Source organism: Thermomonospora echinospora (assembly GCF_900108175.1).
Classification (GTDB): Bacteria; Actinomycetota; Actinomycetes; order Streptosporangiales; family Streptosporangiaceae; genus Thermomonospora; species Thermomonospora echinospora.
In genome coordinates, this window is sequence record NZ_FNVO01000001.1 from 337,499 (window position 1) to 351,712 (window position 14,214).

Here is a 14,214-nt window from a genome sequence, read left to right on the forward strand (position 1 = left end):
CTCGCGCTCGTGCTTCTTACGCTCGTGCTCCTCGCGGTCGTGCTCCCTGGGCTCGTGCTTCCCGCGCTCGTGGTCCTCGCGCTCGTGCTTCCTGCGCTCGTGCTCCTCGCGCTCGTCCATACGGCCGTCTCCGTAGCCGTGCCCGTAGCCGTCCTTGTGGCCGTGCCCGTAGCCGTCCCAGTAGACGTGCTGCACCTTGCCGTGGTGGTCTCGCCAGTCCGCCGCGCCCGAGACGCCGGCGTTGGCCGCCATGGCGGTCGGCGTCACCAGCAGGACACCGCCGAGAGCGGCGGACAGGACACCGGTGACGGCCATTCGTTTCATCATCTGAGCCTCCCAGCTCATTTCGGGAAAGTTTGCATTCCTGCGAGGCGCAGGGCACGACTAGAGATAGCCCGGTCTTCGGAGAGTCATGCCACCGGCCGGGGAACGAACTTCGCCCTTGGCGAGAACATTACCGCTTTCCGGACGCGGAGCGCGAAAAAACGCGGAATGTCCACTTTTGGAAAATGGTGGAACCATGGATCATGAGTGCCATTCGCCCCGGCCCGATCAGGGGAATGACGCTTTTTCGACGAAGCCGGGTGCGGCGGCCGGGGCGAGGCCGGCGGCCGCGTCCGCAGCCTGCCGCCGTACATCGTCCGGGCCCTCGGTGGATGCGTCGCCCGGCTCGGGCGGCGCCCACGCGCCCTGCGGCACGCCCCCGGACCCGGACCGCAACAGGGCCGTCATTCGCGCCGCCCCGATTCCGATGGCGCCCGGCGATGACCGGGAGAACCTCACCGCCGATCCTTCGTGTCGGCCAGTTTCACCGGGGCGGCACGGATCCCCACCAGGGCGAAATGTGGCCGGCTACCCGGCCCGGTGTGGGAGAACATCTACCGATAGCACTCATATACTCATGACCCGGGTCCGTCCGGGAATCCGGTGAATTCCCCGGCGGTCCGTATATTTGGATTCCATCGGGCATTCTTCCCGTCTTTCCTGACGCCCTTTCCCGGCCGGCCGCCGCATGTCCGGCAGGTCCGTCTGGCCGGGCACGCTCATCGCGTGTGGCCGGCCCCGCCCCACGCGATGAGCGACGTCTCGGAGCGCGCGTACGGGCGACCCCGGGGCCAGGCCGTACGGAACCGTTGGCGGTGGCTTCCGACACTGGGGCGCGCGGGGACCGGACGCGCCCACGAGCCGGCCGGCCAGTCCTGCTCCGAGCGGCTGTTCCGGGTACGGGGGACCGGGCACCCACGAGCGCGAGCGGCCTGGCCAGGCCGCTCGCGCTCGTGGGGCGGCTTCGCCGCGGTCCTCAGATGCCGGGTCCTCGGATGCCGCGGTGCTCAGATACGGCGTTGGGCGATCCAGGAGGCGTGCAGGTCGGCGTAGACGCCGGGTTCGGCGACCAGTTCGGTGTGCGGACCCCGCTGGACGATGCGGCCGTGATCGAACACGATCACCTCGTCGGCGGCCTCGGCGGTGGACAGCCGGTGGGCGATCGAGATGGCGGTGCGGCCCCGGGTGACCCCGTCCAGCGCCCGCTGCAGGCGCACCTCGGTGGCCGGATCGACCGCGGAGGTGGCCTCGTCCAGCACCAGCAGGTCGGGGGCGGCCAGGTAGGCGCGGGCCAGCGCGACCAGTTGCCGCTCGCCCGCCGACAGCGACTCCCCGCGCTGCCCGACCGGGGTGTCCAGCCCGCGCGGCAGGCCCTCCAGCCAGTCGGCCAGCCCCAGCTCGGTCAGCGCCAGCAGCAGGTCCTCGTCGGTGGCCTCCGGGCGCCCGTAGCGAATGTTGTCGCCCAGCGAGGCGTCGAACAGGAACCCGTCCTGTGGCACCATCACGATCCGCTCCCGCAGCGAGGAGAACCGCACCCGGTCCAGCGGCACCCCGTCCACCAGCACCCGGCCCTCGACCGGGTCCATCAGCCGGGTCAGCAGCTTGGCGAACGTGGTCTTGCCCGACCCGGTCTCGCCCACCACCGCGATGCGCGAGCGGGGCGCGATGTCCACCGACACTTCGTGCAGCACGGTCGGCCCGCCCGGATAGGCGAACGAGACGTCCTCGAAACGCACCTCGATGGGCCCGCGCGGCAGCTCCCGCCCGGCCGGGCCGGGATCGGCCACGTCCGGTTCGGTGTCCAGCACGCCCAGCACCCGCCGCCAGCCCGCGACGGCGTTCTGCGCCTCGTTGAGGACCTCGGTGGCGACCTGCATCGGCCCCACGAACAGCGTCACCAGGAACAGGAACGCCACCAGCTCACCGGCCGTCAGGTGCCCGCCCACGCCCAGCAGCGTCCCCGCCACCACCACGGCGGCGGTGGCCAGCGCAGCCACCAGCTCGCTGGAGGGGAAGGTCAGCGCCACCAGCCCCTGCGCCCGGGTTTGCGCCCTGCGGTAGGACTCCACCGACTCGTCGATGCGCCGCGCGGTGCGCTCCTCGGCGGCGTACGCCCGGATGACCGACGCCCCCACCACCGACTCGCCGACCGCCGCCAGCATGTCGCCGACCCGCTCGCGCACCGTGGTGTAGGCGCCCGACAGCAGCCGCTGGAAGTACCGCAGCGCGAACGCCAGCGGCAGGAACGAGGCCCACACCAGCAGCGCCAGCTGCCAGGAGTAGACCGCCATCAGCACGCTGGCCACCACCAGCTGCCCCATCGACACGATGATCATCAGCCCGCCCCACTGCATGAACTGGCTGATCTGGTCCACGTCCCCGGTCACCCGCGACACCAGCGAGCCGCGCCGCTCACCGCTCTGGGTCAGCATGGACAGGTCGTGCACATGCCGGAACGCCTTGATCCGCAGCGTGGCCAGGCCGCCCTCGCTGGTGCGGTACAGGCGCACGTTCATCAGGTACGCCGCCAGCGCCGTCACCAGCACCACGGCCGCCGACAGCAGCACGGCGGTGCGGATGAACGCCACGTCCGGCCCGCCCTCGGCCTGCAGCCCTCGGTCGATGGTCTGCTGGACGGCGATCGGCACGACGACCCGGCCCACCGTCGCCACCAGCCCCAGCAGCAGCGTGACCGGCAGCCCCACCCGGAACTCCGGGCTCAGCCGCAGCCCCCGCCGCAGTGTGGCCAGCGCCCCGTCCCGGTTGGCGGCGCCCTCGTCCAGCCCCGTGCCCACCTTCTCCACCGTGCTCACGGCGCTCACGCCGTCACCTCCTCGCCCTCGATGGCGTCCCGGCCGTCCTCGACGGCGTCGCGTTCGGCCTCGGCGCGCTCGTAGGCGTTCACCAGGTTCCGGTAACCCTCGGAGCGTTCCAGCAGCTCGGCGTGGGGGCCGCGGTCCAAGACGCGGCCGTGTTCGATGTAGACGACCTCGTCGGCCAGCGAGATCGTGGCCTTGCGGTAGGCCACCACGACCACCGTCGAGCCGCCGTCCTCGCCCTGGGCGGCCCGCAGCCCCTGCAGGATCCTGGACTCCACCTGCGGGTCGACGCTGGAGGTCGCGTCGTCCAGTACCAGCAGCCGGGGACGGCGCACCACCGCCCGGGCCAGCGCCAGCCGCTGCCGCTGCCCGCCCGACAGGGTTGCGCCGCGTTCCCCGACCCGGGTGTCCATACCGTCCGGCAGCGCCGCCACGAACCCGTCGGCCTGCGCCAGTCGCAGCGCCTGCCACACCTGTTCGTCCGGGATGTCGGCGCCCAGCGTCACATTGCCGCGGACGGTGTCGTCGAACAGGAACGTCTGCTGCGGCACCAGCGCCGCCGTGGCGGCCACCGCGCCGCGCCCGGCCTGCCGGGCGTCGATCCCGTCCAGCAGCACCGCCCCACCGGCCGGATCCACCAGCCGCACCAGCAGACCGGTGAGCGTGGACTTGCCCGACCCGGTCGGCCCGACCACCGCGACCGTGCGGCCGGGTCCGGCGGCGAACGACACGTCGTGCAGGACGTGCGTCTTGCCGTTCCCAACGCCGTTCCCGACGCCGTCCCCGTCCCCGTCCTCGTCGGTGGGCTCCTCGTAGGCGAAGCGCACCTCGCGGACCTCCAGCCCGGCCGGGCCGTCGCCGTCCAGCGGATGCTCCCCGTACGGCAGCGAGCCGGAGGCGTCCAGCACGGCCCGCACCCGGTTCCAACCGACCACGCTGCGCGGCACCTCCGCCAGCACCCAGCCCAGCGCCCGGATCGGCCAGGCCAGCAGGGTGAACAGGAACGACACGCTCACCAGGTCACCGGCGTTCAGCGCGCCCGCCTCCAGCCGCATCGAGCCAACCAGCAGCACCGCCAGCACGCCCAGGTTCGGCAGCGCCTCCAGCAGCGGGTCGAACAGCCCCCGCACCCGGCCCACCGCCACGTTGGCGTCGCGCAGCGCGCGGGCCCGCTCGGCGAATCGCTCGGTCTCCGCCCGCTCGCGGCCCAGCGTCTTGACCACCAGGCCGCCCTCGAAGCTCTCGTGCGCCACCTCGCTGACCTCGGCCCGCAACTGCTGCGCGCGGGCCGCCAGCGGTGACAGCCGGCGCTGGTACACCACGTTGATCAGCGCGATCGCCGGGAACACGCACAGGCCCACCAGCGCCACCGGCACGTCCACCAGCAGCAGCGACACTGTGGCCACCACGAGCATGAACACCACGCCCACGGCCATCGGCAGCGGCGCGATCGGCGCCCAGGCGGCCTCCACGTCGGCGTTGGCGTTCGACAGCAACTGGCCGGTGGGATGCCGGTGGTGCCAGGCCAACGGCAGCCGCAGGTACTGCCGGGTCACCGCCCGGCGGTAGCGCGCCTGCATCCGGTACTGCATGAGCCCGGCGAAGAACCGCCGTCCGCCCACGCCCAGCGCCTTGAGCACCGCCACCCCGACGATCGCCAGCGCTCCGGCGGTCAGCGTGCCCGCGGTCGTGCGGCCCTCCCGGAACGCGGGGAGCACGACGTGGTCGGTGGCCCAGCCCAGCACCCACGCGCTGGCCACGGTCATCGCCGCGTACAGCCCGCTGGCCGCCACCGAGAGGGTGAACACGGCGGGCTCGGCCCTGACCGCGACCCACAACACCCGCATGCCCTCGCGCAGGATATGGGGCTCGACCTTCGGTGGCCCTGCTGGCACGATGTCCTCCCATCGGATGGCGGAGCCCAGGACGGGCCCGTTCGGCCGGACCGCGGGGATGCGGATGGTTCGGCCCGATCATCCCTACCATCTGGGGGTGACGGATTATTCCCCGGAGCGGTCTCGGCCGTCCCCGCCCCGCGACAGTGGGAGCGTGACCAGGCGTTCGTCCCCGGGCGCGGTGGGAGCGCGCCCACCGCGACGTCCGGACGCCGCGCCGGGGCCGCGTTGGCGTCCCGCTGTGCGGGGTGCGCCGTCGAGCGCCGGATTCAGCGCCGTGCCCGCGGCCGGGCCACCGGATCCGTCAGCAGTGGACCGGGATGTCACCGTTCACGCGGGCCGGGATGGAGGCCGGGGCGGCCGCTACATTTGTCGTCGGTCGTAGTTGAAAACTGCACGGTTTCCCCTGCGTAAAGTTTCGGTCGAGATGTCGCGTCCGTGCCCTGCGGAAACACCATACGCATGACAAACGATGACAACAGGGGACACCAGGGCACCTGTGTCGAGGGCTGTGCGGACCGGCGGGGAACGCCCGCCGCAGGGCGCCCGCGGCGCCCTGGCGGCGTTCCTCGGGCGGCGGAATCCGGCCCCCTTGTGTCCTCCGCTTTGCTCCCGACCGGTGATACGGTGGGGGCGTCGGTTGCAGTCGTGGTTCTCGATCGTTTTGTATGAACGCCCGCGGACTGATGGCAGCGGGCGTTTTGGCTTTTCCGGGACGGTGCCGGAGGCGAGAACGTACCGCAGTGACCGCACCGGGCCCGCGAGGTGCGGACCCGAGTTTTGCCGCAAGGAGAAAGACATGCCCCAGCAGGGCACCGTGAAGTGGTTCAACGCCGAGAAGGGCTACGGCTTCATCGCCGTGGACGGTGACGGTCCGGACGTGTTCGTGCACTACTCGGCGATCCAGAGCTCCGGTTACCGGACCCTCGACGAGAACCAGCGCGTCGAGTTCGAGGTGACTCAGGGTAACCGGGGTCCGCAGGCCGACCAGGTCCGCCCCCTGTAACACCTGAAGACGTTCCGCGGGACCCGCACCCTCCAGGTGCGGGTCCCGTCGCGTTCGCACGGCTTCGCCGCGCCCGGCGGCGGGCCGTCCGCCCCGTGCGTTCCGGCTTCCGGCGCCGGAGGCCTCGCGAGTCGGCATGCCGGGCCGCGCCGCAGGGATCCCGTACGCCAAGGCAGGCCCGCCGCTTGGTGAAGTGAGGCCATGCACACGCGTGTGCCGACGTGGGCATGCGAGGGTGCGGGCACAATGGGGGCATGTCCCAGCGACCGTCCGATCTGGACCCGAAAATCGCCGCGCGCCTCAAGCGCGACCCCAACGGGCTCGTGCCCGCCATCGCCCAGCAGTACGACACCGGTGAGGTGCTCATGATGGGCTGGATGGACGACGAGGCCCTGCACCGCACCCTCACCACCGGCCGCTGCACCTACTGGTCCCGCAGCCGCCAGGAGTACTGGGTCAAGGGGGAGACCTCCGGCCACCAGCAGTGGGTGAAGTCGGTGGCGCTCGACTGCGACGGCGACGCCATCCTGGTGAAGGTCGACCAGGTGGGGGCCGCCTGCCACACCGGCGACCGGACCTGCTGGGACGCCGACGTGCTCGACGCCGTCATCGGTGAACGTCCCGAGAACTGACCGTGAACCCTGGCCGTGAGCGAGCCGTCGCCGCGCTGCTGTGCGCGGTCGGCGCCGGGCTGGTGCTGCTCGCCGGAGGGCGGGAGTGGGCCACCGTCCGCGCCTCCGGCGCCATCACCCCGATCGGCCGGACGCTGACCGGCGGCGACCTGGCCGGCGCGACCACCGCCCTCGGCTGGGCCGGGCTGGCCGCGCTCGCCGCGCTGTTCGCCACCCGGGGACGGGTCCGCGCCGCCGTCGGGGCGCTGCTGGTGCTGCTCGGCGCGGGGGCGGCCTACACGGCGGCCACCGGGATCGGCCGCGCCCACGTCCTGGCCGTCGCCGAGGAGCGCAGCACCCTGCTGAGGCTGGGCGGCGACCTGGTGGTCGCCACCTCCTGGTGGTGGGCGGTGTCGGTGGCCGGCGGGGTGCTGCTGGCCGTGGCCGGCCTGCTCACCTTGGCCCGGGGCGGCCGCTGGCCGGGCATGTCGGCCCGCTACGATCGCCCCGGCACCGGCCGCGCGCCCGCCGGAGCCTCCGGTGCGGCGGGGGCCGCCCCCGGTGATCCGGCAAGCCTGTGGAAGTCGCTGGACCGCGGCGAGGACCCCACCCTGGACGGTGACCCGCCCGGGCCGGGCCGGGCAACGAACGACTAGGAGCCTCGATGTCCCCCCATCCCGGCGGCGCCCCCGCGGCCTGGGCCGCCGTGACGATCGTCCTCCCCGGCCCGCACCCGGCGTGCCCGGCGTGCCCGCCCACGGCCGCGGCCCCCCGGAACTGCCCGCCATGAGGGAGGGCGGCGGCGGACTGATCCTGGTGGCCGAGCACGAGCCCGGTGTGGCCGAGCTCGGGCGCCGCTACCTCGTTCGGGCGGGTTTCGAGACTGAGATCGAGCCGGACCCGGCCCGGGCGCCCGCCACCGTCGCCCGGCTGCGGCCCGACGCCGTCGTGCTGGACCTGTCGGCTGTGCAAGGCCCGCCCGGCGAGTTGTACCGCAGGGTGGCCGAGGCGGCCGGGGGCGCGCCCGTGGTGTGCGTTGTCAACGGCGGCCAGGCCGCCGAGGCGGGCGATCCGCGGATCCCGGCGCTGGTCCGCCCCTTCGGGCCTCGGGTGCTGGTGGACGCGGTCGTCCTGGCGCTGCGCGGGCGCGGCCGCGTCGACGACTCGCACGTGCTGCACGCGGGAACGGTCAGCCTCGACCCGCACGCCCGGTCCGTCACCGCCGGGGACCGGCCGGTGGCGCTCACCGCCACCGAGTTCGACCTGCTGCAGTTCCTGATGGGCAGGCCCGGCCGGGTGTTCACCCGCGAGCAGCTGCTGGGGGCCGCCTGGGAGCCGGGGGCCAGCGCCGGCAACCGCACCGTCGATGTCCACATCGCCCAGCTGCGCGCCAAACTCGGCGACGCCAGCCCGATCCGCACCGTGCGCGGCGTCGGCTACGCGGTCGATCCTTGATCCAACCGTGGACCCGCCCTGAACCGGCCGTGCGCCGGCCCTGGGCCGGCCGTGACGTTCCGTAGGCTGGGGGCATGACTCAGGTCGCGGGCCCGCGGAACGGCGCCGCGCGCAGGCTGCTGGGGCCGGCCGCGGTGCTCGGCGCGGTGGCGGCCGGGGTGACGCTGGTCGCCGTCGTGGACCCGCACGAGCCCGGCCACTACCCGACCTGCCCATTGCTGTGGGCGACGGGGCTGTACTGCCCCGGCTGCGGCACCCTGCGCATGGTCAACTCCCTGGCGCACGGGCACCTGGCCACGGCCTTCGGGCACAACCCGCTGGTGTTCGCCCTGCTGCCGGTCTTCGGCTACTTGTGGGGCCGCTGGACGGTCCGTTCGGCACGGGGCGAGCCGATGACCTCGCTTTTGCTGCGGCCACGGGCGGCCTATGCCCTCGTCATGGTCGTGACGGCGTACTGGGTCCTCCGGAATCTCCCCTTCGCGGCGGTTCTCGCTCCGTGAACGGCTCCGTTCCCGGGTCGGGTGACGAGGCGGGGGACGGCTCGGGCTACGATCGGATCACGCGCAGTCCGCAGACGAGGGGGCCCTACCCGTGAGTGTGCTCGAGGAGATCCTGGAAGGGGTCCGAGCCGACCTCGCCGAACGGCAGGCGGCGGTCCCTCTCGAAGCACTCAAGGAGAAGGCGGCCGCCGCGCCGCCGCCCCGCGACGCGCTCGGCGCGCTGCGCTCCGACGGTGTGTCGGTGATCGCCGAGGTCAAGCGCAGCAGCCCGTCCAAGGGCGCGCTGGCGGCCATCGCCGACCCGGCCGCGCTGGCCCGCGACTACGAGGCCGGCGGCGCCAAGGTGATCAGCGTGCTGACCGAGCGCCGCCGCTTCGGCGGCAGCCTGGCCGATCTGGCCGAGGTACGCGCCAACGTCGACATCGCGGTGCTGCGCAAGGACTTCATCGTCACCGCCTACCAGCTGTGGGAGGCCCGCGCGCACGGCGCCGATCTGGCCCTGCTGATCGTCGCCGCGCTGGAGCAGGACGCGCTGGTGTCGCTGGTGGAGCGCGCCGAGTCGATCGGCCTGGTCCCGCTGGTGGAGGTGCACACCGAGGAGGAGGTCGCCCGGGCGCTGGAGGCGGGCGCCAAGGTCGTCGGGGTCAACGCCCGCGACCTGAAGACCCTGCGGGTGGACCGGGGCGTGTTCGCCCGGCTGGCCCCGCTGATCCCCCGTGACGTCGTCAAGATCGCCGAGTCCGGGGTGCGTGGCCCGCACGACCTGCTGGCCTACGCCTCCTCCGGCGCCGACGCGGTGCTGGTGGGGGAGAGCCTGGTCACCGGGGGCGACCCGCGCTCGGCCGTCGCCGACCTGGTGGCGGCGGGCGCGCACCCGGCGCTGCGGCAGGGAAAGTAGGCTTTGCGACATGCTCAGTGAGCCGTTGCGCGAACGATGGCGCGCTTATCCGATCCTGATCCAGCACGGGTAAGCCCACCTACTTTCTCGACAGGAACGACCGATGACCATCGACGCCGCGCGCGGCGCTGCCAGCGATCCCGCGAACCTGCCCGACCCGACCGGACACTTCGGCCGCTTCGGCGGCAGGTTCGCCCCCGAGGCCCTGACGGCCGCCCTCGACGAGCTGACCCGCGAGTTCGAGGCCGCCAAGACCGACCCGGCCTTCACCGGCGAGCTCAACGAACTGCTGGCGAACTACGCGGGCCGGCCCAGCCTGCTCACCGAGGCCCGGCGCTTCGCCCAGCACGCCGGGGGCGCCCGGATCCTGCTCAAGCGCGAGGACCTCAACCACACGGGCTCGCACAAGATCAACAACGTGCTGGGCCAGGCGCTGCTGACCCGCCGGATGGGCAAGCGGCGGGTGATCGCCGAGACCGGCGCCGGCCAGCACGGCGTCGCCACCGCCACCGCCGCCGCCCTGCTCGGCCTGGAGTGCACCGTCTACATGGGCGAGGTCGACACCCGGCGCCAAGCCCTCAACGTCGCCCGGATGCGGATGCTCGGCGCCGAGGTGGTGCCGGTCAAGACCGGCAGCCGCACCCTCAAGGACGCCGTCAACGAGGCGTTCCGCGACTGGGTCGCCACCGTGGACGACACCCACTACTGCGTCGGCTCCACCATGGGCCCGCACCCGTTCCCGATGATGGTCCGCGACTTCCAGCGGATCATCGGGGTCGAGGCCCGCGCCCAGGCGCTGGAGCTGACCGGTCGCCTGCCGGACGCGGTGGTCGCCTGCGTCGGCGGCGGCTCCAACGCCATCGGCACCTTCCACGCGTTCGTCCCCGACGAGGGCGTCCGGTTGTACGGGTTCGAGGCCGGCGGCGACGGCGTGCAGACCGGGCGGCACGCCGCCACCCTGAGCGGCGGCTCCCCCGGCGTCATCCACGGCATGCGCACCTTCCTGCTGCAGGACGCCGACGGCCAGACCATGGAGACCCACTCGGTGTCGGCCGGCCTGGACTACCCGGGCGTCGGCCCCGAGCACTCCTGGCTGTTCGACACCGGCCGCGCCGCCTACCGGGCGATCAGCGACTCCGAGGCGATGGACGCCTTCGCGCTGCTGTGCCGCACCGAGGGCATCATCCCGGCCATCGAGTCCGCGCACGCCCTGGCCGGCGCGCTGCAGCTCGGCCCCGAGCTGGTCGCCGAGCTCGGCGGGGAGGCCACCCTCCTGGTGTGCCTGTCCGGCCGCGGCGACAAGGACATGCACACCGCGGCGCAGTGGTTCGGATTCATGACCGGCGAGGAGAGTGCCCAGTGACCACGGCCATCGCGTTCGAGAAGGCGAAGGCCGACGGCCGCTCCGCGCTCGTCGGTTACCTGCCCGCCGGATTCCCCTCCCTGCAGGGCGCCGTCAAGGCCGCCACCGCCATGGTCGAGGCCGGCTGCGACGTCATCGAGATCGGCCTGCCCTACAGCGACCCGATGATGGACGGCCCCACCATCCAGGACGCCGTCCACCGGGCGCTGACCGGCGGCGTCCGCGTCGCCGACGTGTTCCGCACCGTCGAGGCCGTGGCCGCCACCGGCGTGCCCACCCTCGTCATGACCTACTGGAACCCGGTCGACCACTACGGCGTGGACGCCTTCGCCCGCGACCTGAAGTCCGCCGGCGGCGCCGGGCTCATCACCCCGGACCTGACCCCGGAGGAGGCCGGGCCCTGGCTGGCCGCCTCCGACGCCCACGACCTCGACCGGGTCTTCCTGGTCGCGCTCAGCTCCACCACCGAGCGCATCGCCAAGATCGTCGACGTCTGCCGGGGATTCGTCTACGCCGCCTCGCTGATGGGCGTCACCGGTGCCCGCCGCGCCGTGGACACCGGGGCCCCGGCCCTGGTGGAGCGGACCCGCGAGGTGATCTCCCGGCGCCTGGAGGGCGCCGCCCCGCTGCCGGTCGGGCTGGGCCTGGGAGTCGGCAGCGGCGCGCAGGCCGCTGAGGTCGCCGGGTTCGCCGACGGGGTGATCGTCGGCTCGGCGTTCGTCCGGCGGCTGCTGGACGCCCCGGACGAGGCGGCCGGAATCCGGGCGATCCGGGAGTTCACCGCCGAACTGGCCGAAGGCGTACGCCAGGGCGGGTGAGCACCGCCACCGGCGGGTGCCCGTGGCAGGATGGGGCCCGCGCTGACGGCCGGTTTATACCGGGCGGGCTAGCGTGCGGTCGCAGGACATTCGCACCCGGCCACAGGGGGGACGACGCCAAGGTGGTCACAGACAGGGTCCACGACGAGGTGAAGGACGCGTCCGTCACCTCGTCCTCGCCGGCGGGCGGCCTGCCGCGGTGGCTGCTGCCCGCCGTGACGTTCGCACTGCCGGTGCTGCTGGCCTGGACGGCCTGGGCCAAGGTCACCCAGCAGTGGGTCGGGATCGCCGGGGGGCTGGCGATCGCCGCCCTGCTCGGCTGGGCCGCGGCCACCGGCCGCACCGATCCGTGGACCACCACCGCCGCCCGGGCCGGGCTGGCGGTGGTGCTCGGCTGGGCCGGCCTGGCCAAGGCCACCGAGCCGCCGGCGCTGCAGGAACTGGCCGTCGAGGCCTACCGGCTGCTGCCGGACGCGATGATCACCCCGGTCGGCGTCGGGCTGCCGATCGTGGAGATCGTGCTGGCCGTTCTGCTGCTGGCCGGATTCGCCACCCGCTTCACCGGGGCGCTGTCCGGGCTGCTGATGGTGGTGTTCATCGCCGGAATCGCCTCCGCCTGGGCCCGCGGGCTCAAGATCGACTGCGGCTGCTTCGGCGGCGGCGGCGAGGTCGCCGACCCGCCCTACCTCAGCGAGATCGTCCGGGACCTGGGCTTCCTGGCCCTGGCCGCCTGGATCACCGTCCGGCCGCCCGGCCGGCTCGCGCTGGACCGCAAGATCGGCCTGTACGAGGACTGACCGCCGTCCGCACCGCGGCTGCGCCCCGGCGGGAGCCGCAGGCCACGTCCGATGCCATGAGCGTTCGAAGGAGACGTCGATGAGCAAGGCCACGCGCCACCGCAACGCACGCGAGCGGCTGGCCGAGGAGCGCAGGCGCCAGGAGCAGCGCGGCAGGCGACTGCGCGCCGTCCTGGTCAGCGGGGGCGCCGTCCTGGTGATCGGCATCGTGGTCGCGGCGGTGGTGCTGATGCGCTCCGGCGGGGACGACGGCGAGGCGACGGCCACCGCGCCGCTCACCCGGCAGGCCGACGGCTCGGTCGTGATGGCCCAGCCCGGGGTGAGCGGCCCGGTGCTGGAGATCTACGAGGACTTCCAGTGCCCGGCGTGCCAGAAGTTCGAGGAGGCCACCGGCAAGACCATCAAGGAACTGGCCGCCGAGGGCAAGGTCAAGGTCGTCTACCGGCCGTTCTCGCTGTTCCGCGAGTGGCCCGAGCCGACCAAGGGCAACTCCGCCCGCGCGCTGAACGCCTCGCTGTGCGCGCCGGCCGACAAGTGGATCGCCTACCACGACAGGCTGTTCGCCGAGCAGGGTCCGGAGAACTCCAAGGGCTTCGAGAACGACGACCTCGTCGGCTGGGCCAAGGAGGTCGGCATCACCGGCGCCGCCTTCGAGGGGTGCGTCCGCGGCGCCGAGAAGGAGCCGATGATCGCGCAGGCCAACGCCGCCGCGACGAAGGCGGGCGTGCAGAGCACCCCGTGGGTGACGTTGAACGGCCGCAAGCTCGACCAGAACGAGGCCTTCACCGCGGCGGGCCTGCGCAAGGCCGTCGAGAACGCCCCCGACACCGCCACCACCTCCCCGGCCACCTCCTCGGGCTGAGGCCGCGCCCTACCGTTCCCCCGGCCGCCCGACAGGCCCCTACCTGCGAGAACATGGACCAGGGGGAGCCATGGGCAGGAACAGGCGGGACAGCGCGCGGAAACGGATGGCCGAGCTGCGGGCGCGGGAGGCGGCCCGCGCCCACCGACGACGGGCCCTGGCCACGGTGCTGGGCGCCCTCGTGGTGATTGCGGTGACCATCCTGGCCGTGGTGCTGCTGCGCGGCGGCGAGAACTCCCGAAGCGGTTACCGGGGAAGCTTGGCCCCGCTCACTCGGCAGGCCGACGGCTCGGTGGTGATGGCTCGGCCCGGGGTGAGCGGCCCGGTGCTGGAGATCTACGAGGACTTCCAGTGCCCGGCCTGCAAGAGCATGGAGGAGGCCACCGGCAAGACCGTCAAGGAGCTGGCGGCCGCGGGCGAGGCGAAGGTCGTCTACCGGCCGTTCTGGCTGTTCCGCAACTCCCCGGAGCCCACCCGGGGCAACTCGCTGCGGGCGCTGAACGCCTCGCTGTGCGCGCCGGCCGACACGTGGATCGCCTACCACGACAGGCTGTTCGCCGAGCAGGGCCCGGAGAACTCCCCGGGCTTCCGCGACGAGGACCTGATCTCCTGGGCCCGGCAGGTGGGCATCGGCGACGGCGGCTTCGCCTCCTGCGTGACCGGAGTGCGCAAGAGCGCGCAGATCGACCAGGCCGACGCCGCCGCCACGAAGGCGGGTGTGCAGAGCACCCCGTGGGTGACGCTGAACGGCCGCAGGCTCGACCAGAAGACGGTCTTCACCCCGGACGGACTGCGCAGGGCCGTACGGGAGGTCGCCCGTTGATCAGTTCCCGCGGAGCGGCCCTGACCACCGCGCCGGAAGCGGT

The 14,214-nt window shown here is 73.2% G+C and carries 14 protein-coding genes; 11 read left to right on the forward strand and 3 right to left on the reverse strand.

Translation table 11 applies throughout. The features are described 5' to 3' along the window. From C4U03_RS40970 to C4U03_RS01580, 3 genes are all read right to left on the reverse strand, one after another. Positions 1-327 (reverse strand): hypothetical protein (locus C4U03_RS40970; protein WP_200826962.1); only part of this gene is annotated, 327 nt, incomplete at its 3' end. Between the two features lie 1,004 nt (positions 328-1,331). Continuing rightward, complete coding sequence (locus tag C4U03_RS01575) at positions 1,332-3,137, reverse strand: ABC transporter ATP-binding protein (protein WP_235017626.1); 1,806 nt, start codon at positions 3,135-3,137, stop codon at positions 1,332-1,334. A 5-nt stretch (positions 3,138-3,142) separates the two neighbouring features. Then, the gene (locus C4U03_RS01580; protein WP_103935781.1) at positions 3,143-4,990 is read right to left on the reverse strand and encodes an ABC transporter ATP-binding protein; all 1,848 of its coding nucleotides are present in this window, start codon (positions 4,988-4,990) and stop codon (positions 3,143-3,145) included. An 847-nt stretch (positions 4,991-5,837) separates the two neighbouring features. Between C4U03_RS01580 and C4U03_RS01585 the strand changes: the two genes are divergently transcribed. The 11 genes from C4U03_RS01585 to C4U03_RS01635 all read left to right on the forward strand — a co-directional run bounded on the left by C4U03_RS01585 (position 5,838) and on the right by C4U03_RS01635 (position 14,171). After that, complete coding sequence (locus tag C4U03_RS01585; RefSeq protein ID WP_103935782.1) at positions 5,838-6,044, forward strand: cold-shock protein; 207 nt, start codon at positions 5,838-5,840, stop codon at positions 6,042-6,044. 254 nt (positions 6,045-6,298) lie between these two features. Then, the gene (gene hisI, locus C4U03_RS01590; protein WP_103935783.1) at positions 6,299-6,676 is read left to right on the forward strand and encodes a phosphoribosyl-AMP cyclohydrolase; all 378 of its coding nucleotides are present in this window, start codon (positions 6,299-6,301) and stop codon (positions 6,674-6,676) included. Positions 6,677-6,678: 2 nt separating this feature from the next. Next, positions 6,679-7,311: a Trp biosynthesis-associated membrane protein gene (locus tag C4U03_RS01595; RefSeq protein WP_103935784.1), complete on the forward strand. Its 633-nt coding sequence runs from the start codon at positions 6,679-6,681 to the stop codon at positions 7,309-7,311. A 130-nt stretch (positions 7,312-7,441) separates the two neighbouring features. Next, positions 7,442-8,110 carry a response regulator transcription factor gene (locus C4U03_RS01600; protein WP_103936264.1) on the forward strand — a complete coding sequence of 223 codons (669 nt, stop codon included), beginning with the start codon at positions 7,442-7,444 and terminating at the stop codon, positions 8,108-8,110. Positions 8,111-8,184: 74 nt separating this feature from the next. Then, the gene (locus C4U03_RS01605) at positions 8,185-8,610 is read left to right on the forward strand and encodes a DUF2752 domain-containing protein (RefSeq protein ID WP_103935785.1); all 426 of its coding nucleotides are present in this window, start codon (positions 8,185-8,187) and stop codon (positions 8,608-8,610) included. 91 nt (positions 8,611-8,701) lie between these two features. Continuing rightward, positions 8,702-9,508 carry an indole-3-glycerol phosphate synthase TrpC gene (trpC, locus tag C4U03_RS01610; RefSeq protein WP_200826963.1) on the forward strand — a complete coding sequence of 269 codons (807 nt, stop codon included), beginning with the start codon at positions 8,702-8,704 and terminating at the stop codon, positions 9,506-9,508. Positions 9,509-9,611: 103 nt separating this feature from the next. Beyond that, positions 9,612-10,871, forward strand: coding sequence for a tryptophan synthase subunit beta (trpB, locus tag C4U03_RS01615; protein WP_103935786.1), 1,260 nt, complete (start codon positions 9,612-9,614; stop codon positions 10,869-10,871). Further along, positions 10,868-11,689: a tryptophan synthase subunit alpha gene (trpA, locus tag C4U03_RS01620; RefSeq protein ID WP_103935787.1), complete on the forward strand. Its 822-nt coding sequence runs from the start codon at positions 10,868-10,870 to the stop codon at positions 11,687-11,689. The genes trpB and trpA overlap by 4 nt, the downstream gene beginning before the upstream one ends. Positions 11,690-11,811: 122 nt before the next feature. Continuing rightward, the gene (locus C4U03_RS01625; protein WP_235017564.1) at positions 11,812-12,486 is read left to right on the forward strand and encodes a MauE/DoxX family redox-associated membrane protein; all 675 of its coding nucleotides are present in this window, start codon (positions 11,812-11,814) and stop codon (positions 12,484-12,486) included. 79 nt (positions 12,487-12,565) lie between these two features. Next, a complete protein-coding gene (locus C4U03_RS01630; protein WP_103935788.1) occupies positions 12,566-13,348 on the forward strand; it encodes a DsbA family protein in 783 nt (260 codons plus the stop codon). A 70-nt stretch (positions 13,349-13,418) separates the two neighbouring features. After that, positions 13,419-14,171 carry a DsbA family protein gene (locus C4U03_RS01635; RefSeq protein WP_103935789.1) on the forward strand — a complete coding sequence of 251 codons (753 nt, stop codon included), beginning with the start codon at positions 13,419-13,421 and terminating at the stop codon, positions 14,169-14,171. Positions 14,172-14,214: the final 43 nt, after the last annotated feature.